Below are 22,376 nucleotides of genomic sequence, written 5' to 3'. Positions count from 1 at the left end.
GATGAAGACCCCGATCCGCACCGCTCTGGTCGCCGCCATCGCCCTGGCCGTCGCGGCGGGCCCGGTCGCCGTCCCGGCCATGGCGCACACGGCACCGACCGCCTCGGCACGGACGGCCTCGGCGTCCAGCCTGGCCGGCCTGGACATCGCGGCCCTCCAGCGGACGATCGCCGACCTGCCGGCCGACGACGCCACCTCCGCGGTCATCAGGGTCAGCGGCCGGGCCGGCAGCTGGCGGGGCGCCGCGGGCGTCCGTGATGTGGCATCGGGGCAGCCGGTGCTGGCCGACGGCCGCTTCCGCGCCGGGAGTACCACCAAGGTCTTCACCGCGGCCGTCGTCCTGCAACTCGTCGCGGAGCACAGGGTCGCCCTGAACCGCCCCGTCCAGCACTACCTGCCGGGGCTGCTTCCCGCCGACTACCCGGCGATCACCGTCGCCCAGCTGCTCAACCACACCAGTGGACTGCGGGCCGCCGACGGCCCCGGGGACTCCTTCGAGGACCAGTACGCCCACCGCTTCGACACGACGACCCCGTTGCAGATGGTGGCCTCCGCCACCGCCCACCCGCTGGAGTTCACCCCCGGCGAGAAGCAGCACTACCTCAACATCAACTACACCGTCCTTGGCCTGCTCATCGAGAAGGTGACCAAGGATTCCTACGAGCACCAGGTCCAGCGGCGCATCCTGGACCCGCTCGGTATGCGCGACACCTACTACCCCGGCGACGACCCGCACATCCACGGGCCGCACAATCTCGGTTACCAGCGCACCCCCGGCGGGCTGGTCGACGTCACCGACTGGAACGTCTCCGCCGGCTGGGCGGCGGGAGACATCATCAGCACCGCCGCCGACCTGGAGCGCTTCACCGTGGCGCTGTTCAGCGGCCGGGTCGTCCCCAAGGCCCAGCTCCACCACATGCTCCAGGCCCCCAAGGGCATCACCATGTACGACAGCGAGGACCCCGCCGCGTACACCATGGGGCTCACCCGCCTGGTGCTTCCCGACGGCACCGTCGCCTACGGCAAGACCGGCGAACGCTACGGCTACCTCACGGGGATGGGCGCCACGCTGGACGCCTACGGCCGGATCGACCGGACCCTGGTCTTCTCGGTCGGATCCACCGACGCCAAGTCGGCCTCCGGCAACCCCCGCAAGGTGCCGATCTTCCTGGCCGCGATGCAGAACTCCTGAACGAGGGCGCGCCGGCCCGGGCACGGGGGTGCGCTTGTGAGGCCCGGGACCCGAGGGCGCAGGCGAGAGGGAACACGACGACGGCCCCGACCGGTGAACCGGTCGGGGCCACTCGCGTCGCGTCGCACAGCATTCCGGAGGACCCTGGGATCCATGCCCGAGCTGCCGGACGTCGAGGGATTCCGGAAGGTGCTGGAGTCCTGTGCGAAGGGCAGGGTCATCCAACGTGTCGAGGTGCGCGACGCGGGCGTATTGCACGGGGTGAGCGTGCGGCGGCTGCGCGACGCGCTGGAAGGCCGGCGATTCACCGAGCCGAAGCGGCACGGGAAGTGGCTGCTCGCCCCGACGGGCGACGGCCCCACCCTCATGCTGCACTTCGGCATGACGGGTCGGCTGGTCTGCGGCCGTCCCGGCGACGCGGCCGATGCGCACGACCGCGTCCTGTTCACCGTGGGCGGCGGCCGGCAGCTCCGTTACCGCGACCAACGCAAACTTCAGGGCCTCTGGCTGGCCGGCGACGACCGCGATGTCGCACGGATGCTGGACCGCCAGGGCCCCGACGCGCTGGCGGTGGACCGTGCGGAGTTCGAGGACGCGCTCTCCTCGCGCCGCGGCAGAGTCAAGACCGTGCTCACCGACCAGTCCGTCGTGGCCGGACTGGGCAATCTGCTCGCCGACGAGATCCTGTGGCGGGCGAGGCTGCGCCCCACCCGCCGGGCGGGCGATCTCACCGAGGACGAGCGCCGTCGCCTGTACACACACATGCGCCGCACCCTGCGCTCCGCAGTCCCCACCGGCTGCGTCCCGCCCCGCGACTCCTGGCTCACCGGCCACCGCGACGACCCGGTCCCGACCTGCCCGCGCTGCGGCAACCCCTTGCGCCGGACCCGTATGGCAGGCCGCGGCACGGTGTGGTGTCCGCACTGCCAGCCGGACGGGGACTGAGCCGTCCTTGACTTGATCTTCGAAGCCGAAGATGTCGACCGCTCTTGGGTTACTGGGAAAATCCGGCCACCTAATATCCTCGTGATCGCGCTCGGGCATCCCCGCTCGGGCGGCACGCACGAGGGAGCACGGTGGCCGAAGAGAGCGCGGCGTTCGGGGCGCTCCTGCGCGAGCTGCGGCTGGGTGCGTCCCTGACGATCGAAGGCCTGGCCGAGGCATCGGGCGTGAGTGTGCGGGGCATCGGGGATCTGGAACGAGGGCGGCGGGCTGCTCCGCAGCGGCGTACGGTGGCCGCGCTCGCCGACGGCCTGGGGCTGGACGAGAAGGACCGGGAGCGGCTGCTCGCGGCCGCTCGGGCGGGACGCTGCCCGGGGTACAGTCCGCCGGGGGTACGGGCCTTCCCACGCGGTATCCACGACTTCGTGGGCCGTCAGCCGGAGCTGGCCCGACTGGCGGAGCTCGCCGACATGGCAGCGAGGCGCCACCTGTCCGCCGACCGGCACCTGTCGGCTGGACAGCCGGACCCCGGAGCAGCGGCCGACGGGCAGCCGGTGCGGCCGGGCGCCGAACAGCCCGTCGTGGCCGCGGTGTCAGGCCCTCCCGGCACGGGCAAGACGACGCTCGCGCTGCATGCCGCCCGGGAGCTGGCCGACCGGTTCCCGGACGGGCAGCTGGTGGTGGACCTGCGCGGAATGGACGACGTTCCGCCCGAGCCGGCCGAACTGATGGCGGGCGTGCTCAAGGCGCTCGGCGTGGCCGACCGGGTCCTGGCGAAGGCCGGACCGCAGGGCCACCCCGCGCTGTACCGGCACCTGCTGGCCGACCGGCGGTGCCTGCTCGTGCTCGACAACGCCCGTGACGAGGCCCAGGTCCGCCCGCTGTTGCCCGGCGCCGGTGCGGGGATGGTGGTGGTGACCAGCCGGCGGATGCTCACCGGCCTGGAGAGCGTGCACCGTCTGCCGCTCGGCGAGTTGGGCGCGGCGGAGGCGGCCGCTTTCCTCACCGGTCTGGTGGGCGCGGAGCGCTGCGATGCGGACCCGGCCGCGCTGGCGGAGGTCGCCCAGCGGTGCGGCCACCTGCCGCTGGCGCTGCGGGTGGCGGGCAACTGGCTGGCCACCCGCACCGGTTGGAGCGTGCGCCGTCTCGCCGACCGACTCGCCTTCGAGGAGCGGCGCCTGGACGCGCTGGCGGCCGGAGACGTCCGTGTCTCGGCCGCCTTCGATCTGTCCTACCGCCAGCTCACCCCCGCGGCGGCCCGCCTGTTCCGGCGTCTCGCCCTGGTCGAGGGTCCGGACGTCGGGGCCGCCTGCGCCGCCCGGTTGACGGGACAGTCGCTCTTCGAGGCCGAGGACACCCTGGAGGAGCTGGTGGAGGCCGGACTCCTGGGCACCGAGCGGGACCGCTACCGCTTCCACGACCTGTTGAGGCTGTTCGCCCGGTCCCGCCTGGAGGCCGAGGAGAGCGCCGAGGACGCCACCCGGGCCCGCGCGGCGATGCACCGCTGGCTGCTGGAGACCGCCGTCGTGGCCGGCCGCTGGTACGAGCCCGAGCATGGCGCACCGCCCCCCGGCCGGCGGGGCACTGTCGACCTCTCCACCGCCGACCGGGCCCGGGAGTGGCTTCAGGCGGAGGGCGACAACTGGCTGGCCGCGCTGCGTGCGGCCGCGACCGCCGGACAGCACGCCACCGTGGTGGAGGTGGCCGAGGCCATGCACTGGTTCTCCGACCTGTGGATCTTCTGGGGCCACTGGCCCGAGGTGTTCGGCACCGCCGCCCGCAGCGCGCAGGCCCTCGGCGATCCGCTCCTGGAGGCCACCCAGCTCAACTACCACGCCTGGGCACTGCTCATGTGCGAGGGACGCCACCACGACAGCCTCGCCCGCTCCGCCGAGGCCCTCGCCGCCGCGCAACGCGCCGACGACCTGCCCCAGCAGGCCTGGGCCCACGCCTATGCCGCCTGGGCCCACCAAATGCTCCAGGACTTCGAGTCGGCCGCCGACCACAACCACCGGGCCGCCCGGCTCTTCGAGGCGGTCGGCGACCTGCACGGCATGCTGCACGCCATGCACAGCAGCGGTATCACCCAGATGGAGCTGGGCCGAGTCGAGGCAGCCCTCGACTCCTTCCTGAACACGCTTGCCTTCATGGATCAGGCCGGGGATCGCATCGAACCCCACGTGGCCCAGGTCACCCGGGGCTCCCTGCACATGTGCGCGGGTGGCGCCTGCGCTCGCACAGGACGCTGGGACGAGGCGATCGACCATCTGCGTACCTCGGTCGGCCTGTGCCGCGACAGCGGCAACACGGGCCTGGAAAGCCGTGCTCTCGTCCACCTCGGGAAAGCCCTGCTGGCCGCCGGACACGGGACCGAGGCCCGGGACGCGTTCACCCGCTGTCTGTCCCTCGGACCTTCCGCCGATCCCGAGTCCGTCACCAAGGCCCGGCAGCAACTCGCTCACTGCGACGACTGAGTTCAGCCTTCTTTTCTGCCTGTCTTGTGCCTGGTATCCGCAAATCCCGGCTGCTTGGCTTGTTTCTGGCGGCGAAAGCGGCTGGTCTCCGCCGTTTCATGGGCGGAGGGAAGATTACGGTTGAGTCTGGTGCTCACGACCGGTGTGACGCGGCGGAAAGGGCGCTGGTGCCAATGACCGTCGCCCAGGTGCCGGGTGCGGCGATCCCGCCCGGTGACGGCCGCCGGGCCGTGGTGGGCGAGGCCGCCCCGATCGTGTACGACACGAGCCGCCGTACTCCCCGGGTCTCCAGGACACTTCTGAGTCCTTGGACTCCCCGAGCTTCCAGGACCCTTCGGACCCTTCGGACCCTTCGGACTCCTCGGACTCCTCGAACTCCCCGGGCTTCCCGGAGCGGTTTACCACGCCTCTTTCCCCCCGATCTCTTCATCGCGCTGGTGGCCGAGCGGACCCGCTAGGGATCCCCGGCGGGGACACCACCCGCGTACGCCTCGGCGCTCTGCGAGGCAGCCGGAAAGACCCCCGGCATGCCTGAGATCCCCGACGCTGTCGACGCCGCCTGCCGTAACTCTGTTCGGCGGCACCGCCTTCATGCGGCACCGCCGTCATGCGGCACCGCGGTCGTCGGCCAGCAGGGCGAGAAACCCGTCAAGACCGACAGCTGGCCTGTGCAACGCCGGTCAGCGGAGGGACACAAAAGACGATGCAAGGACACCCAGGTGTCGTGATTCCTTTCCCACAGTCGAGCGCCTTGCCGCCCGCGGTCGAGGACGAACGGCCCAGATCGGCTGAATCGGCTGAATCAGTCGATGTCGACGGGGCGGACACCCCGGCTGTGCCGTGTGTGGTGATCTCCCTCGACCGGGAGCGGAGCCGTCGGCTATTGAGGGACGCGCGGAGAACACAGTTGCTGCCACCGGTGGTCAACCCCTGGGGCACGCTGCACGCCTACGGGGAGCTCCTGACCCGACGACCGCACCCGCTGGCGGTTCTGGACGTGCCGGACGAAGGATGCGTGCATGAACTGGCACAGCGCGTCGGCATTCTGCGACGGCTGGCGCCGGTGACGGTCCTCGCGCCCGACGACACGTGTCATGCGGCGCTCCTCGAAGCGGGTGCGACCAACGTCCTGGCCCGCAGCATGCCGATCGAGGAACTGGCTGCCCGGCTGACGGCGGATCAGCGGTGGATCGCCAGGGGACCGCACGTCCGCCGGTCACGGAAGCGGGACCCCCTGCCGGCTCACCTGCTTCCCGCGCAGGCGTCGCAGAGAGTCCTGCTGAATCTCGTCCTCGCCGACCCCGGCCCCTGGTGCTGCCACGATCTGACCCGCCTGTTGGGGTCGGCCGAGCAGCCGTTGAACAGGGCCGCCCTCCGTGCACGCATGCCGAGACTGGAGCCGCACCTCGGCCGCCTCGGACTGGCCCTGCGAAGGGCCGGCGGCTGGGGGCGCTTCTCCTACACGGTCGTCCCCACGGCCGGCCCTGGGCCCGCCTCACCCCGCACAGCCTGAGGCCACAGAGCCGCACGGCGCCGGACGCCGCCCGCTCCCGCGGGCGGCGTCCGAAAGGCGAGCCGACGGCCGGACCCTGGCTGACCAGCGGCTCCATAACGGCTTTCGCACATGCGTACGCCCCACAACAACTTCCTCACATGCGTACGCCATGATCATCGAGCGCATGACGTCCACGCTCGCCCCGACCGGTTCCGCGAGGCAGGGGCACATCATCCCTGGCTGATCTCCGAGCGCAGCCGGGCCAACAGATGTGGTGCCACTCCGGACCGCTGCGGAGGAACGGCAGGACCCGTCCGTCCGTCCTCCTGCGCGAGCACCAGAAAGGAAGCCGCGTGGAGCAGCCCACAGCCGACCCGTACGACCGCACTTCCAGCTCCGGCGGAGCCGCACCAGGAGGTCACAGCCGCAGAACCCGCCTTCGCGGGCGTTTCCGCAGGCGCAGTGCCCGTGCGGTCCGGGTCGGTATGGCGTTGGGTGCCGTGCTGGTTTCCGCGGGCATCGCCCTCGCGTTCGGGTACAACCCGGTGACGCACGACCGGACGACCGACGCCTCGGATGCCGCGGACCGGGCGAGCAACGCAGCCCGCCCGGTGATATCACCGGGCCCGTCCACCCATCCCGGGGGCGCCCCCGCTTCTCCGTCCGCGAGCCCCAGCGCCTCCGTGATCACCGTCCCCGCCACGGGCCCCGGCACCTTCCGCACCGCCCACACCAGCGGAAAGGTCGTCGGTCACGGCAGCCGGCTGCGGCGCTACAAGGTGCTCGTCGAGGACGGCATCGACATTTCTCCCGAGACGGCCGCGGCCGAGATCTCCGCGGTCCTGGGCGACCGTCGAGGCTGGACCCGCGACGGCATCCACTCCTTTCAGCTGGTCGGTTCGGGTTCTTACGACTTCGTGGTGAAGATCGCCACTCCGGGCACGGTGGACGAGGTCTGCGGTGCCGCGGGACTGCGGACCAAGGGCAAGGTCAACTGCACCGTCAGCACCGATGTCATGGTCAACCTCAAGCGGTGGGTGAGCGGTTCCCCGGAGTTCGACGGGCCGGTCGGCGAGTACCGTGCGCTGATCGTCAATCATGAGGTCGGCCACTTCATCGGCCACGGCCACGAAACCTGCCCCGGTCCCGGACGCCCCGCCCCGGCGATGATGCAGCAGATCAAGGGCCTGAAGGGTTGCGTCGCCAACGCCTGGCCCTACGACCGCAAAGGCCACTACATCAGCGGCCCTTCCGTGCCCTGAGCGAGCTGTCGGCGGATTCAGATCAAGAAGATGGCAATGCTTTCCGAGCCTTCCCCGATTGAGGCCGGGTGAGGGAAATTGTCACATGCTGAACTTCACGGCAATAAAACGTTTCGACGTGTACTTTTGCGACCCGAAATCGCCCCGGCAGGTTGAATATCAAGCCCGCCGGATTCACACGGATGGGCTAATTCGTGACCGCCCCCGATAAGTGTTTCGAGTAACATTAGCTGAAATTCTGGCGTAGTCCGGTCGAGAGGATACGGACCATGCACGACTTTTCTCGTCGCGGCCTGCTCAAGGCGACGGCGGTCGCCGGCGCCGGCGCGGTCGTCGTCCCGGGTGTTACGGCCGTGGAGACCGGGGGCGCGAGCGCCGCGAGTGAAGGGCCCGGGGGAGTGAAGTGTCCGCCGGCGCAGCTGACCGGCCGCGTCGTCCACCCCGACGCTCCCGGGTACAGGGATGCGAGGCTCGGCTGGGACCAGCTCTTCTCTCACTATCCGCTGGTCGTCGTCTTCGCCCAGAACACCCAGGACGTGGTCAACGCCCTCACATGGGCGCGGCAGAATGACGTCGCGCTGCGGGTGCGGAGCGGCCGCCACAGCCTTGAGGGCTGGTCGAACGTGGACAACGGCATCGTGATCGACATCAGCGAGTTGAAGTCGGTCCGCATCGACACCGACTCTCGTATCGCGACGGTCGGCGCCGGGCTCAACCAGTTGGAAGCGGTGACCAGGCTCGCGAAGCAGGACCTGGCGGTGACGACCGGAACGGAGGGCAGCGTAGGCCTGGCCGGTGCGACGCTCGGCGGCGGATTCGGCTTCCTCACCCGCTGGCTCGGCCTGGCCTGCGACAGCCTTGTGGGGGCTGAGATCGTCGTCCCGTCGGGTACCGAGTGCGCCAAGGTGATCAGGGCGGATTCGAGGAACCACGCGGACCTGCTCTGGGCGCTCCGCGGGGCCGGAAACGGAAACTTCGGGATCGTCACGTCGCTCACCTACAAAGTGGCTCCGCTGAAGAGCGTCACTTATCTGCAGGCGACGTGGGAAGGCCTCGGGGACCTGCATGGGATTTTCAACGCATGGCAGCGTACGGCGCCGGTCGCCGAAAATCGCCTCGGAACCCAGCTTGAGATCCACAAACCCCAGACCCTGCTGTTCGCGGTTCTCGCGGAAGGATCGCCGGAAGAGACGAAGGAGTTGCTGGCCCCGATTCTGTCGGTCGGGAAGCCCCGGGTCTCGGTGCAGGAAGGCAACTGGGGTGACGTATATGCGGGATTCCAGACTCCGACCAAGGACGAACCCGCGAACTGGAAGTTCTTCTCGCAGTTCACCAGAAAGCCGTTCCCGAAGGAAGCGATCGACGTGATCGCCTCGTTCATGCGGGACGCCCCGACGGATGACAGCAACTTCTTCACCCAGGCCTTCGGCGGGGCGGCCAGGAGGAGCCCTCGCGGCGGCGCCGCGTTCGTGCATCGCGACGCGCTTTTCTACTCCGAGCCCGGCGTCGGCTGGGGGACTCGTGGAGATCAACCAGGCGTCGGCGACCCACTCACCCCGCAGGCCCAGGCCTGGATCGCCGAGTTCAGCCAGGCGCTGCGGCCCTACGTGAACGGAGCCTACGTCAACGTGCCGAACGTCGGGCAGCAGGATTGGGAAACCGCCTATTGGGGATCCAACTTCGACCGGCTCCGCCAGATCAAGGCGAAGTACGACCCCCACAACGTCTTCCAGTACGAGCAGAGCATCCCGCCCGCGTCACTCCGGCACGAGCGCGCGTGACCTGCGTCAGCGCGGAGAAGGGTCCCTGACGTCGGGGTCGACGCGATCACGGGTTGGGGCGGAACACGACGAAGGCCCCGACCGGCGAACCGGTCGGGGCCTTCGTCTGCCCTGCTGGGCGGCTGCGGAGGATACGAGATTCGAACTCGTGAGGGGTTGCCCCCAACACGCTTCGCGTCGCCGGTCGGCGGGCCGCTGAGCCCGAACACCGACTTCCACGTCTGGAAGAGGCTTCTGCGGGACGCGGGCGAGGCGGCCGTCTCCATGACGCTCGCCACACCGCCGCGACCGTCCTCCTGATCCTTGGCGTCCCTGACGTCGTGATCGACTCGATCATGGGATGGGAGCCCGGGGGAGGGGCCCGGATGCGCGCCCGGTACATGCATGTGACGGGAACCATGCTCCGCAAAGTCGCGCAGCAAGTCGGCGACGCACTTTGGGAGCTCCCGAAAACGAACTGAGACGGAAACTGAGACGGACAACGTCGAAGGGCCCCACCGCATGCGGTGGGGCCCTTCGACATCGTGCCCGGTGAGGCACTGGCGGAGGATACGAGATTCGAACTCGTGAGGGGTTGCCCCCAACACGCTTTCCAAGCGTGCGCCCTAGGCCTCTAGGCGAATCCTCCGCCGGAAACATTACATGACGTTGGGGAGTGCTAGCGAACTCGTTCGGCCCCCGGCGATCGGGTAGGCTTGGGCTCAGCCCCTCACGCGGCGCTATCTGACTGAACTCCCCCAGGGCCGGAAGGCAGCAAGGGTAGGTCGGCTCTGGCGGGTGCGTGGGGGGTCTTCTGCGTTCCTGGGCAGGGGCCGGGCAGGGGGTGCGAGGGTCGGCCCCGGGGAGCGGCTCGGGCGGGGCGCGTTGTCGGTGGGCGCCTATAACCTCGTATGCGTGTCGTCTCTCGCGCTGTACCGCCGCTATCGCCCGGAGTCGTTCGCCGAGGTCATCGGGCAGGAGCATGTCACCGACCCGCTGCAGCAGGCGCTGCGGAACAACCGGGTCAATCACGCGTACCTGTTCAGCGGTCCGCGCGGCTGCGGGAAGACGACCAGTGCGCGGATCCTGGCCCGGTGCCTGAACTGCGAGCAGGGGCCGACGCCGACGCCGTGCGGGGAGTGCCAGTCCTGTCAGGACCTGGCCAGGAACGGGCCGGGATCCATCGACGTCATCGAGATCGACGCCGCTTCCCACGGTGGTGTGGACGACGCCCGTGACCTGCGGGAGAAGGCCTTCTTCGGGCCCGCGAGCAGCCGGTACAAGATCTACATCATCGACGAGGCCCACATGGTCACGTCGGCCGGTTTCAACGCGCTGCTCAAGGTCGTCGAGGAGCCGCCCGAGCATCTGAAGTTCATCTTCGCGACCACCGAGCCCGAGAAGGTCATCGGGACCATTCGGTCGCGTACGCATCACTATCCCTTCCGGCTCGTGCCGCCGGGGACCCTCCGGGACTACCTCGGCGAGGTGTGCGAGAAGGAGAAGATCCCGGTCGAAGACGGGGTCCTGCCGCTCGTCGTGCGTGCGGGCGCCGGATCCGTACGTGACTCCATGTCCGTCATGGACCAGCTGCTGGCGGGCGCGGCCGCCGACGGTGTGACGTATGCCATGGCCACCTCGCTCCTCGGCTACACGGACGGGTCGCTTCTCGACTCCGTGGTCGAGGCCTTCGCCTCCGGGGACGGCTCCGCCGCTTTCGAGGTCGTGGACCGGATCATCGAGGGTGGGAACGATCCGCGGCGGTTTGTCGCCGATCTGCTGGAGCGGCTGCGGGATCTCGTGATCCTGGCCGCCGTTCCCGACGCCATCGAGAAGGGGCTCATCGACGCCCCCGCCGACGTGCTGGAACGGATGCAGGCCCAGGCGGGCGTCTTCGGGCCGGCCGAGCTCAGCCGCGCCGCCGATCTCGTCAACGAGGGGCTGACCGAGATGCGCGGGGCCACCTCGCCCCGCCTCCAGCTGGAGCTGATCTGCGCGCGCGTGCTGCTCCCTGCCGCCTACGGCGACGAGCGGTCGGTCATGGCCCGACTGGACCGGCTGGAGCGGGGCGTCAGCTTCTCCGGCGGCGGCGCCGGGCCCGCCATGGGATACGTGCCGGGGCCCGAGGTGCACGGAGGAATGACCGGGGGGCCGGTGCCGCAGGGAGCGGCGCCCGTTCCGCCCGCCGGCGGGGCCGCGGCGGCCCGTGCCGCGGTGCGTGCCGGCGGTGCGTCCGGTTCGGCCGGTGGCCCGGCGGGTCCGGGTGCGGGTGCGTACGGGGCTGCGGGCGCCGGTGGCCCGGGGTCGTACGACACCGGGGGGACGACGTCTGTTCCGGGGCCGGCACCCGCGGCGCCGGAGTCCGCCCCCGCCGCTTCCGCTCCTCCCGCCGCCCCTGCGGCCGTTCAGCCGCAGGCGCCTGCCGCTCCCGCTCCCGCGGCTCCCGGTGCCTGGCCCACCGCCGCCTCCGCGGGGAGCGGCGGCCGACGGCCCGGCGGCTGGCCCACGGCCGCGCCCGCCGGCGGGGGGCAGCCCACCACGCCGCCCGCGCAACCGACCGCGCCCGCGTCCCCGTCGGCGCCCGCCGCGCCGGCACCCTCCGCGTCCGCTCCGGCCGCGGCTCCCGCACCGGCGCACGGCGCGCTCGACCCCCGCATGCTCTGGCCGAACATCCTGGAGGCGGTGAAGAACCGTCGCCGCTTCACCTGGATCCTGCTGAGCCAGAACGCGCAGGTGACGGGCTTCGACGGCACGACGCTCCAGCTCGGTTTCGTGAACGCGGGCGCGCGGGACAACTTCGCGAGCAGCGGCAGCGAGGACGTACTGCGACAGGCGCTGGCCGAGCAGTTCAACGTGCAGTGGAAGGTCGAGGCGATCGTCGACCCGTCGGGCGGCTCGGCAGCCCCGGCCACGGGAGCGGGGGGCTCCGGGTTCGGCGGCGGAGGTTTCAACGCGGGAGGGGGCGGAGGCTACGGCGGAGGCGCACCGGCCGCGCCGCGCCCCGCGCCGCAGCAGCCGGCTCCGGCAGCGCGCCCGGCCGCCCCGGCGCCGGCGGCACCCGCCCCGGCCCCGGTCTCGCCGCCCGCCCCGGAGCGGCACGTGGTCGCCCCCGAGGACGACATGCCGGAGGACGACGACCCCGACCTCGACGAGTCGGCCCTCTCGGGCCATGAACTGATCGTCAAGGAGCTGGGGGCGACGGTGGTGGAGGAGTTCTCGAACGAGTAACGAGTAAGGAGCCACGAGTAAGGAGCCACGCGTAAGGAGTCACGAGCAGGGCGCCGCGGGTGCAGAGCCGCGAGTACGGAGCCCCTTCTCTTGGACGAACCCACAAACCCCTGCCCCACCCCCCTTCGGTGGCCCCCACAAGGCCACCGGTCCGCGCCCGTTAGGCTGATCCCGTGAAGGTCCTCGTCATCGGTACCGGCGCCCGCGAACACGCCCTGTGCCGTTCTCTCTCCCTCGACCCCGACGTCACCGCGCTGCACTGTGCCCCCGGCAACGCGGGCATCGCCGAGGTGGCCCAGCTGCACCAGGTCGACGCCCTCGACGGAACGGCCGTGGCCGCGCTGGCCACCGAGCTCGGCGCCGAACTGGTCGTCGTGGGCCCGGAGGCGCCGCTCGTCGCGGGTGTCGCCGACGCCGTACGCGAGGCCGGGATCCCCGTCTTCGGCCCGTCCGGGGAGGCCGCGCAGCTGGAGGGCTCCAAGGCCTTCGCCAAGGACGTGATGGCGACCGCGGGCGTGCCCACCGCCCGTTCGTACGTCTGCACGAACGCCGAGGAGGTCGAGGAGGCGCTCGACGCCTTCGGCGCCCCGTACGTCGTGAAGGACGACGGCCTCGCGGCCGGCAAGGGCGTCGTCGTCACCGCCGACCTGGAGGCCGCGAAGGCACACGCGGCCGGCTGTGAGCGCGTCGTCATCGAGGAGTTCCTCGACGGCCCCGAGGTGTCCCTGTTCGCCATCACCGACGGCGAGACGGTCCTCCCGCTCCAGCCCGCCCAGGATTTCAAGCGCGCCCTGGACAACGACGAGGGGCCGAACACCGGCGGCATGGGCGCGTACTCGCCGCTGCCGTGGGCCGACCCGAAGCTGGTCGACGAGGTCCTGCAGACGGTTCTGCAGCCGACCGTCGACGAGATGCGCCGCCGTGGCACCCCGTTCTCCGGCCTGCTGTACGCGGGTCTGGCGATCACCTCGCGCGGCGTACGGGTCATCGAGTTCAACGCCCGCTTCGGCGACCCCGAGACCCAGGTCGTGCTCGCCCGGCTGAAGACCCCGCTCGCGGGCGTGCTGCTGGCCGCGGCGAACGGCACCCTCGCCGACCTCCCGCCCCTGCGCTGGAGCGACGATGCCGCCGTCACCGTGGTCGTGGCGTCGCACAACTACCCCGGCACCCCGCGCACCGGCGACCCGATCACGGGGCTCGACGAGGTGGCGGCCCAGGACGCCCCGCACGCGTACGTCCTGCACGCCGGTACCCGGCAGGAGGGCGACGCGGTGGTGAGCGCGGGCGGACGTGTGCTGTCCGTCACGGCGACCGGCGCGGACCTCACCGAGGCACGCCTGCGCGCGTACGCGGCCGTGGGCCGTATCGGGCTCGACGGCTCCCAGCACCGTACGGACATCGCGGCCAAGGCGGCGGGAGCCGACGTCTGAGGCCGACGTCGTAGTCAGGGCGCGCCTCGCCGCGGACCTGCGGTTCGGTCGCGTGTCGCGCCCGACGTGGTGGTTCGGCCGCGTGTCGCGCACCGTGTTGTGCCCCGGCCGCGCGTCGTCCCCGACGTGGCGGTTCGGGCCGCGCGTCGCGCCCCGACGTCGTGGTTCAACCACTCGTTGCCGCGCCCCCTGCCCCCTGCCCCCGGCCGCTCTCGCCGCGCCCCGTGCCCCGGCCGCGCCTCGCCGCGATGCGATGCCGTGCCCCGGCCGGGCGATGAACCCCTCGGGCCCCGAATCCGTCTCAGGATTCGGGGCCCGTGTCGCGCGCTGGGGATGTTGTTGGGGGGAATCCGGCGGGCCGAGCGCGAAAACGGGGTCTGAATCCTCGCCCTGCGTCATCCACCTTTCCCCAAAGCCATTCCATCGGGTGATCAGTAATCCGTCCGGCTGACGAGTGCAGGAGCCCCAACTAGGGTGCGGCGCAAGCGTTCCGGCACTTGGCCCACCGGCATTGCGATGTCAGTGGCGGGTGCCACAGTGGGGGAGTGAGCAACGCACGGGCATCCGGCGGCGACTTCCGTGACGGCGACCGTCACGGCGGGCGTCGCGTCGGACTGAGGCGGGACAGAGGGGGTGACGTCCGGTCGTGACCGGTATGGGTGTGGAAGCGGGCGCGCAGGCCGCGCGCTCCAGGGCCCTCGCCGTGCTGCGGGTGCGCAGCAGGGCGCTGGCCGTCGCCCTGCTGCCCGCCGCCGTCGCCGTCGTGCTGCTCGTCGGTGGCTCCACCGGCCATATCAGCGGTGAGCAGTGGGGGACGGCGCGCTCGATCATGATCGGTACAGCCGCGGTCGTCCTGCTCTCCGCCGCCGGTATCGCCCTCGTCGTCGCCCGCGCCCGGCCGGCCATGAGCCCGACGGTCCCGATCACCGAGGCCGCGGCCCCCGATCTGTACCGGATGGTCCGGGACCTGGCGGATCGCCTCGACGTCCCCGCCCCGTCCGCGATAGCGCTCACCCCGGACTGCGACAGCTGGCTGGAGGACCGTACCCATCCCGCCCACGGCCCGCCGCCGACCGCCTCGGGGGAGGCGATACGCGGCCTGCGGGGGATACGCGTCCTGTGGGCCGCCCGGCACCACCGCGCGCCCACCGCGCCCGTGCTCGTCATCGGTTCACCGTTCCTGTGGTGGATGCGGGTGGGTGAGCTGCGCGCGGTCCTCGCCCCGGTCGTCGCCGGTACGGGACCGTCGGCGCACCCGGACATAGCCGCAGCGCGTCGTTTCGTACGAGGGCTGGACGCGGCCGTGGCCGTGACGTCGGCGCCCGCGCACAGCCCCCTGACCCGTGCGGTCATGGCCGCTGTGGGCTGGGTGGCCCGTCTGCTGCTGCGGAGCTGCCGTGGGCACGCGGCGGAGATGGAGCGGGGGGTGGCGGCGGCCGCGGCCGAGCGTGCACAGGCTGTGGACTACGGTCTGCGGATCGTCGCGCAGGAGCAGGTGGGACTGGCGTACGCGGGCTGGGACCGGCTCCTGACCCGGGTCGCGCTGCCGGCCTGGCGGATGGGCCGCTGGCCGTCCCGCCTGGACGCGGGCGTGGTCGCGGCGCTCACGGAGCTGTCGCGCCGGGACCGTCTGGCCGAGGGCTTCGCCTCCCGCCTGGGTGAGCGGCCGGCCTGCGACCTGCTCGAAGAACCCGGCGCGATCGACGAAGCCGCGTCGCTGCTCGCGGCCCGCCTCTTCCACGGGGGTCCGGCCGAGTCCGGCCGGGACTGGGCTCCGGTGGGCTGGCAGGAGTACCCGGACGAGGTCGTCGACCGCAAATGGCGCATGGACGCGGCCCGTCTCCACCGTGTCCTGGACGGCCTGGGCGTTCGCCACGCCACGGAAAGGACGACACCCGGCGCGGACGGGCCGACGCTGGACCGGGTGCTGGAGTATCTGACGGTCCGGACGGGCGCGGGGGCGGGTACCGGTGCGGGCGTCGGCACGCCGGGCGTTGCGCGTGGCACCGGCGGTGCCATACCTGGTGAGAGGACGGGGGCCGAGCGGGGTGAGCAGGCCGAGGGTGCCGAGCGGGTTGAGCCGGGCGGGAAGGCCTTGCGCGACCGGGGCACACTCGAGGCCGAGGGCTCCCCTGTCGGCGGGGGCACCTACGGCGACGAAGACGACGGCGCAGTCGCCTGTGGGCGGACCGCCGCCCTCGCCGCCGGGCTGAGTGCCGAGATGGCACGGGAGGAGGCGGCCGCCGGGGCGACAGTCGGCGTCGGGGCCGGGCAGCCGCCGGGGCCGGACCGGACGTTGTGGGACGACGGCGTGCTCCCGTTGTTCCCGCTCCAGCCACCCCGCACCGGCCGCGAACTGCTCGTCGACCACGTCACCGCGATGGTCTGCTGTGCCGCGACGGACACGGCCGGAGCGGCACCGGGCCTCGACTGGCTGGACGGCCCGTCCCTCCTGGTCAGGGGCGAACGCGCGGCCGATCTGGCCCCCCGCGTCCTCAGCCTCGTCGAGGCGGGCGACCCGGCCCCGCTGCGCACCTGGCTCGTCCGTCTGGGCGTACGCCCCGAGAAACCGGTCCGGCTGGTATGAGACCCGGGTGCCCGACCGCCCCCACCCCGGCCCTGGCCCCTCGGCGTGCGCCATTCCGCCCGCGGCCCTGGCCGCTCGGCGTGCGCCATTCCGCCCGCGGCCCTGGCCGCTCGGCGTCCGCCATTCCGCCCCCGGCCCTGGCCCCTCGGCGTCCGCCATTCCGCCCGCGGCCCCGGCCCCTCGGCGTCCGCCATTCCGCCCGCGGCCCCGGCCCCTCGGCGTCCGCCACCCCACCCCCGGCCCCGGCCCCTCGGCGTCCACCACCCCACCCCCGGCCCCGGCCCCTCGGCGACCACCACCCCACTCACCTGCGGCAATGCCGCCCACCTGGCCTCCGCAACCCCGACCCCTGGCCGGAGCCTCCCACTCCGTTCACATCAATTTGCGACGAACGGTGACGGAGTGCGTGCATATTGTGATGTGCTGGGACCGTTCGCGCACGAGGCAAGGGCTTGCGAGGGCTCGCGGGGGGACGAGGGAGGGGACATCGCATGGGGTCGGAGCACATCCGCCGCTGGGAGTCGGGTGCTTTCGCGCACGCGGTGACGGACCCCTTCGGCCAGGGCCCGGTTCCCTGGCTCCGGGGGAGCGAGACGTACTTCGACGACACCGGCCAGGTGGTCCCCTGGTACGTGGATCCGGCCCCGCCCCACGTCCCGTCCCAGGGCCGCAAAGGAGCGCGCATCCCGGCGCCCCGCACCAGCGGCCCCCGCTCCGCCGACGACGTCCACCGCCAGATCAAGGGCTTCACCTCCACCGGCGCCGTCGCCCCGGGCGAGGCCATCGACTTCCACATCACCGTCGACCCGCCCCAGGAGTTCGGCGTCGACGTGTACCGGATCGGGCACTACGACGGCGACGGGGCATCCAAGATCACCACCAGCCCCCGGCTCTCCGGCATCGTCCAGCCGCCCCCGCTCACCGCCGACCGCACGGTCTCCTGCCACCACTGGTGGCTCTCCTGGCGGCTTCAGATCCCGTCGTACTGGAGCATCGGCGCCTACGTCGCCGTCCTGACCACCGCGGACGGCTACCGCTCCCACGTGCCGTTCACCGTCCGCGACGGCCGCCCGGCCGACCTGCTCCTGCTGCTGCCCGACATCACCTGGCAGGCGTACAACCTCTATCCGGAGGACGGCCACACCGGCGCCAGCCTCTATCACGCCTGGGACGAGCAGGGTCGCCTGCTCGGCGAGGCGGACGCCGCGACCACGGTCTCCTTCGACCGCCCGTACGCCGGCGCCGGCCTCCCCCTGCACGTCGGTCACGCCTACGACTTCATCCGCTGGGCCGAGCGCTACCACTACGACCTCGCCTACGCCGACGCCCGCGATCTGCACGCCGGCCGCATCGACCCCACCCGCTACCGGGGCCTGGTCTTCCCGGGCCACGACGAGTACTGGTCGACGCAGATGCGCCGCACCGTGGAACTGGCCCGCGAGAACGGCACCTCGCTCGTCTTCCTCTCCGCCAACACCATGTACTGGCAGGTGGAGTTGGGCCCGTCCCCGTCCGGCGTCGCCGACCGTCTGCTCACCTGCCGCAAGCGCCGCGGGCCCGGAAAGTCCGCGCTGTGGCGGGAAATCGACCGTCCCGAGCAGGAGATGATCGGCATTCAGTACGCGGGCCGCGTGCCCGAACCCCACCCCCTCGTCGTCCGCAACGCCGACCACTGGCTGTGGGAGGCGACCGGTGCCGACGAGGGCGAAGAACTCGCGGGGATGGTCGCCGGAGAGGCCGACCGCTACTTCCCACGCGCGCCGCTGCCCGAGCACCAGGGCCGCATCCTGCTCGCCCACTCCCCGTACCGGGACGGGGAGGGTGTCCTGCGCCACCAGGAGACCTCCCTCTACCGAGCCCCTTCCGGCGCCCTGATCTTCGCGTCCGGAACGTTCGCCTGGTCCCCCGCACTGGACCGCCCCGGCCACGTGGACACCCGGATCCAGCAGGCCACCGCGAACCTCCTCGACCGCATCTGCAAACGGGACTGAATCCGACATCGACTCCGACCCGCACCGGCCCCGCGGAACGGTTCGCTCCCCGCATACGGGAGAATCGAGCCAATTGGAGAGAACCACGGGGAGGAACCGTGTCCGGATTCGTTGAAAAGCCCGAGCCCGTCCAGGTGCCGGGGCTGGTGCATCTGCACACCGGAAAGGTGCGCGACCTGTACCAGAACGAGGCGGGCGACCTCGTGATGGTCGCCAGTGACCGTACGTCCGCATTCGACTGGGTGCTGCCGACCGAGATCCCGGACAAGGGCCGGATCCTCACCCAGCTCTCGCTCTGGTGGTTCGACCAGCTCGCCGACCTGGTCCCCAGCCACGTCCTGAGCACCGAACTTCCGCCCGGTGCCCCGGCCGACTGGGCCGGCCGCACCCTCGTCTGCAAGTCCCTGCGGATGGTCCCCGTGGAGTGCGTGGCCCGCGGCTACCTCACCGGCTCGGGCCTCGCCGAGTACAAGGAGTCCCGCACCGTCTGCGGCCTCGCCCTCCCCGAGGGCCTGGTCGACGGTTCGGAGCTGCCCGCGCCGATCTTCACCCCGGCCACCAAGGCCGCGGTCGGCGAGCACGACGAGAACGTCTCCTATGAGGAGGTCGCCCGCCAGGTCGGCGCGGAGACCGCCGCCCAGCTGCGACAGGCGACCCTCGCCGTCTACGGCCGGGCCCGTGACATCGCCCGCGACCGCGGGATCATCCTCGCGGACACCAAGTTCGAGTTCGGCTTCGAGGACGACGCTCTCGTGCTGGCGGACGAGGTTCTCACCCCGGACTCGTCCCGCTTCTGGCCGGCCGACCTGTGGGAGCCGGGCCGTGCCCAGCAGTCGTTCGACAAGCAGTTCGTACGCAACTGGCTGACCTCACCCGCCTCCGGCTGGGACCGCGCGAGCGAGCTGCCCCCGCCGCCGCTGCCACAGGAGATCGTGGAGGCGACCCGGGCGAAGTACGTGGAGGCGTACGAGCGTCTGACGGGCGTCAGCTGGTCGTAGCCGTCGAGGGGCCCGGCGGCTCGCCGGGCCCCGAGCCCACCGGCTCCGGCATCCTCGGGTGCACACGAAAAAGCCCCCCGGCCTGGGCCGGGGGGCTTTCCCATGGAGCGGACGACGAGGCTCGAACTCGCGACCTCAACCTTGGCAAGGTTGCGCTCTACCAACTGAGCTACGTCCGCACTGCGCGCTGCGCGAGAGCAACTATACCCAACCTCGCTCGCGCGCGAGACGCACCGCGGCATGACGATTCTCGGCCCCGAGCTTGGAGACGGCCGACGACAGGTAGTTCCGCACGGTCCCCTCCGCCAGCGCGGCCCGCTCGGCGATCTCCGAGACCGGCGCTCCGTCGGCCGCGTACTCCAGCACCTCGGCCTCCCGGGCGGTCAGCGGAGAATCCCCGGAGGCGATGGCGTCGGCGGCCAACTCGGGGTCCACATACCGGTTTCCCGCATGGACCGTACGGATGATCTCCGCCAGCTGCCGGGCGCTGACGGTCTTCGGAACGAACCCGCGCACACCCGTCTCCAGCGCCCGTTTCAGATGCCCCGGCCGCCCGTGACTGGTCACGATCAGCACCTGGCACTCCGGCAGCTCGGCCCGCAGCGATGTGGCGACCTTCACACCGTCGGCCCCCGGCATCTGGAGATCCAGGACCGCCACATCGGGCGAGTGCGCCCGCGCCATCGCGAGCGCCTCCGGTCCGGTCGCCGCCTCGGCCACGACCAGAAGATCCTCTTCCAGCGCCAGCAGCGCGGCCAGGGCCCCCCGGATCAGATGCTCGTCGTCGGCGAGCAGCAGGCGGATCGGTGCCACGGACGTCATGAGACCACCTCCCCCACCGGGCCCGGGGCGACGGGAGACGACGAGGGCGGCGGCAGCGGCACCTCCGCGGTCAGCCGGAACACCCCGTCACCCGCGGGCCCGGCCCGCAGGGTGCCCCCGACCTCCGACAGCCGCTCGCGCAGTCCCACGAGTCCCGATCCCCTTCCCTGTCTGCCGTCCGGTGCCCCGTCGTTCTCGACGTTGAGCGTGATCCGTTCATCCGCCACGTGCAGGGACACGGCACATCGCGCGGCGTCCCCGTGGCGCAGGACGTTCGTCGCCGCCTCCCGCACGACCCAGCCCAGCGCGGACTGCACCGGCGCCGGAAGCCCGTCGGCCGACCCGGAGACCGTGCAGTCGATTCCGGCAGCCGTCAACACGCCCTGGGCACCCGCCAGTTCCGCCCCCAGATCGGCCTCGCGATAGCCGCGCACGACCTCGCGGACCTCCCGCTGCGACTCCTGCGCGATCCGCTGCACCTCGGTCATCTGCTCCAGGGCCTCGGGACGTCCGCGCCGCGCCAGCTGGACGGCGAGCTCGCTCTTGAGCGCGATGACGGCGAGATTCCGGCCCATGACGTCATGCAGGTCCCGGCCGAAGCGCAGCCGTTCCTCGGCGACGGCGAGTCGCGCCCGGGTCTCGCGGGCCTCGTCGAGTTCGTAGACCGCGTTGAGGAGCCAGATGGAGAAGACGGCGCTGAAGGCGAGGAAACCGGCGCCGAGGAACACGCCCACCGTGGTGAGCAGGGTGGCGGGCCCGGGCACGCCCAGCGGGAACGAGATGACTCCGGCGCCGAACGCGAAACCGCCCACGATCGCGTACACCCGCCGCCGTTCGCGCACCCCCAGCGCGATGACCCCGGCCGAGATGACCAGCACGGCGCCGAAGACACCGCCTGCCGCGCTGTCGACGGCGTCACCGGCCGGCCCGTGCTGCGCGATGCCGACCGCCGTGACGGCGATCACGGCGGTGAGGGCGGTCAGCGTCCACAGCAGCCGCACCGGCTGTGGACGCCGCCCGCGCGTCCAGTCCACCGCGCGGGACACCGTCACCATGCAGGCCGTGGCGTGCAGCACCACCAGGCCGAGCAGTGTTCCGCCGAGCCACGGCCCCAGCGTGCCCAGGACCGGCAGCCCGAGTCCCGCGACCTCGACGACTCCGAAGAAGTGAAACGACCAGCGTGTGTACGTCTCCACCTTCTCCGGCGTGCTCTTGCTCCGCCACCAGCCCCCCGGCCTGCGCATAAGTCCCTCTTCCCCCCAGTTCTCAGCGCCGAGGCTCCCAGCGGAACCACCGTCCTGCGGCAGACACCGCGATCACCACCCAGGCGATCCCTGTCGCGACGGCGCCCAGTGTGTCGTACACCGACATACCGCCGCTCCAGCCTCCACGGATCAGCCGGATCGCCGGCGACAGCGGCAGCAGTTCGCAGACGGAGGTGACCCGGTCGGGCAGCAGCTCCGTGGGGATCGCGATGCCCGAGCCCAGCATGGAGACGAACAGCATCGGCAGCGCGGTTACCTGCGCGCTCTCGACAGTCCTGCTGAAGCTCGCGGTCAGGGCCGCCAGCGCCGCGCACAGCACGAGGCCCAACGCAAGTCCCAGGAGGGCGAGGTGAGGGGCCCGTGGCGTTCCGGCGTCGAGCAGTACCCCGCAGCCGACGGCCAGCAGCACGGACTGTGCGAGGCCGACGCACACCGCCGGAAGCGCGGCGCCGACGAGGATCTCGGCATCGCCGAGCTCACCGGTACGCAGGCGCTTGAGCACCAGCTCCTCCCTACGCGCGACGAAGACACTCACCAGCGAGGTGTACACCGCGAAGAGCAGGGAGAAACCGATCGCGGCCGTCAGCATCACGGCACCCATCGTCAGACCCTCGGCCCTGAGGTCCATCTGCTCGACCGCGGGCCGCACGCTGAAGGGCAGCGCCAAGGGGACGAACAGCGCCGTGACGATCATGCCCTTGTTACGGGTCAGCAGCGTCAATTCGGCGCGTGCCAGGGCTCGTAGCCGTCCGGCTGGGGTGGTCGTCGCGGCCGCTGGAGCGGGTTTGGACGGCGTGGGCGGCGTGGGCGGCGAGGGCGGCGTGGGCGGCGTGGGCGGCGTGGGCGGCGAGGGCGGCGAGGGTGGTGTGGTCATTGCGGTCGATGAGGCCAATGTGGTCGTCGATGAAATCGATGACATCGACGTGTTCG

14 protein-coding genes, 2 tRNA genes, 1 other RNA gene and 1 pseudogene are annotated in these 22,376 nt (G+C 71.7%); 13 read left to right on the top strand and 5 right to left on the bottom strand.

Annotation, left to right across the window (positions count from 1 at the left end; all coding sequences use genetic code 11):
• Position 1 precedes the first annotated feature (1 nt).
• The 7 genes and pseudogenes from Q2K21_RS34880 to Q2K21_RS34850 all read left to right on the top strand — a co-directional run.
• Complete coding sequence (locus tag Q2K21_RS34880; RefSeq protein ID WP_310780168.1) at positions 2-1,192, top strand: serine hydrolase domain-containing protein; 1,191 nt, start codon at positions 2-4, stop codon at positions 1,190-1,192.
• 153 nt (positions 1,193-1,345) lie between these two features.
• Positions 1,346-2,137 carry an Fpg/Nei family DNA glycosylase gene (locus Q2K21_RS34875; protein WP_310780166.1) on the top strand — a complete coding sequence of 264 codons (792 nt, stop codon included), beginning with the start codon at positions 1,346-1,348 and terminating at the stop codon, positions 2,135-2,137.
• A gap of 131 nt (positions 2,138-2,268) precedes the next feature.
• The gene (locus Q2K21_RS34870) at positions 2,269-4,608 is read left to right on the top strand and encodes an ATP-binding protein (RefSeq protein ID WP_310780164.1); all 2,340 of its coding nucleotides are present in this window, start codon (positions 2,269-2,271) and stop codon (positions 4,606-4,608) included.
• 907 nt (positions 4,609-5,515) lie between these two features.
• Positions 5,516-6,121 carry a hypothetical protein gene (locus tag Q2K21_RS34865; protein WP_310780162.1) on the top strand — a complete coding sequence of 202 codons (606 nt, stop codon included), beginning with the start codon at positions 5,516-5,518 and terminating at the stop codon, positions 6,119-6,121.
• A gap of 335 nt (positions 6,122-6,456) precedes the next feature.
• The gene (locus Q2K21_RS34860) at positions 6,457-7,365 is read left to right on the top strand and encodes a DUF3152 domain-containing protein (protein ID WP_386275922.1); all 909 of its coding nucleotides are present in this window, start codon (positions 6,457-6,459) and stop codon (positions 7,363-7,365) included.
• Between the two features lie 269 nt (positions 7,366-7,634).
• Entirely contained in the window at positions 7,635-9,146 is a 1,512-nt protein-coding gene (locus Q2K21_RS34855; protein WP_310780160.1) for an FAD-binding oxidoreductase, read from the top strand.
• A gap of 171 nt (positions 9,147-9,317) precedes the next feature.
• Positions 9,318-9,607 (top strand): annotated as a pseudogene (locus tag Q2K21_RS34850) (tyrosine-type recombinase/integrase); the annotation flags it as partial.
• Positions 9,608-9,686: 79 nt separating this feature from the next.
• Here Q2K21_RS34850 and Q2K21_RS34845 read toward each other — a convergent pair.
• Positions 9,687-9,774, bottom strand: a tRNA-Ser gene (locus Q2K21_RS34845).
• 72 nt (positions 9,775-9,846) lie between these two features.
• On the opposite strand from Q2K21_RS34845, the gene ffs reads away from it, so the two are divergent.
• The 6 genes from ffs to Q2K21_RS34815 all read left to right on the top strand — a co-directional run bounded on the left by ffs (position 9,847) and on the right by Q2K21_RS34815 (position 19,359).
• Positions 9,847-9,943, top strand: an RNA gene (gene ffs / locus Q2K21_RS34840) — signal recognition particle sRNA small type.
• A 97-nt stretch (positions 9,944-10,040) separates the two neighbouring features.
• Positions 10,041-12,353, top strand: a complete 2,313-nt coding sequence (locus Q2K21_RS34835) for a DNA polymerase III subunit gamma and tau (protein WP_310780158.1) — start codon at positions 10,041-10,043, stop codon at positions 12,351-12,353.
• Between the two features lie 173 nt (positions 12,354-12,526).
• Positions 12,527-13,783 carry a phosphoribosylamine--glycine ligase gene (purD, locus tag Q2K21_RS34830; RefSeq protein ID WP_310780156.1) on the top strand — a complete coding sequence of 419 codons (1,257 nt, stop codon included), beginning with the start codon at positions 12,527-12,529 and terminating at the stop codon, positions 13,781-13,783.
• A gap of 655 nt (positions 13,784-14,438) precedes the next feature.
• A complete protein-coding gene (locus Q2K21_RS34825; protein ID WP_310781386.1) occupies positions 14,439-16,370 on the top strand; it encodes a hypothetical protein in 1,932 nt (643 codons plus the stop codon).
• Between the two features lie 491 nt (positions 16,371-16,861).
• Complete coding sequence (locus Q2K21_RS34820; RefSeq protein WP_310780154.1) at positions 16,862-18,361, top strand: N,N-dimethylformamidase beta subunit family domain-containing protein; 1,500 nt, start codon at positions 16,862-16,864, stop codon at positions 18,359-18,361.
• 98 nt (positions 18,362-18,459) lie between these two features.
• Complete coding sequence (locus Q2K21_RS34815) at positions 18,460-19,359, top strand: phosphoribosylaminoimidazolesuccinocarboxamide synthase (RefSeq protein WP_310780152.1); 900 nt, start codon at positions 18,460-18,462, stop codon at positions 19,357-19,359.
• Positions 19,360-19,462: 103 nt separating this feature from the next.
• Here the strand turns inward: Q2K21_RS34815 and Q2K21_RS34810 are convergent.
• The 4 genes from Q2K21_RS34810 to Q2K21_RS34795 form a co-directional block, all read right to left on the bottom strand.
• A tRNA-Gly gene (locus Q2K21_RS34810) sits at positions 19,463-19,538 on the bottom strand.
• Positions 19,539-19,560: 22 nt separating this feature from the next.
• Positions 19,561-20,181 carry a response regulator transcription factor gene (locus tag Q2K21_RS34805; protein ID WP_310780150.1) on the bottom strand — a complete coding sequence of 207 codons (621 nt, stop codon included), beginning with the start codon at positions 20,179-20,181 and terminating at the stop codon, positions 19,561-19,563.
• Positions 20,178-21,425: a sensor histidine kinase gene (locus Q2K21_RS34800; protein ID WP_310780148.1), complete on the bottom strand. Its 1,248-nt coding sequence runs from the start codon at positions 21,423-21,425 to the stop codon at positions 20,178-20,180. Before Q2K21_RS34800 ends, Q2K21_RS34805 begins: the two co-directional genes overlap by 4 nt.
• A 22-nt stretch (positions 21,426-21,447) precedes the next feature.
• The gene (locus Q2K21_RS34795) at positions 21,448-22,320 is read right to left on the bottom strand and encodes an ABC transporter permease (RefSeq protein ID WP_310780147.1); all 873 of its coding nucleotides are present in this window, start codon (positions 22,318-22,320) and stop codon (positions 21,448-21,450) included.
• Positions 22,321-22,376 lie beyond the last annotated feature (56 nt).

Origin of the sequence: Streptomyces sp. CGMCC 4.7035 (assembly GCF_031583065.1) — a bacterium.
Classification (GTDB): Bacteria; Actinomycetota; Actinomycetes; order Streptomycetales; family Streptomycetaceae; genus Streptomyces; species Streptomyces yaanensis.
Note: the sequence above shows the minus strand (reverse complement) of the source record. Positions and strands in the feature narration are given on the sequence as shown.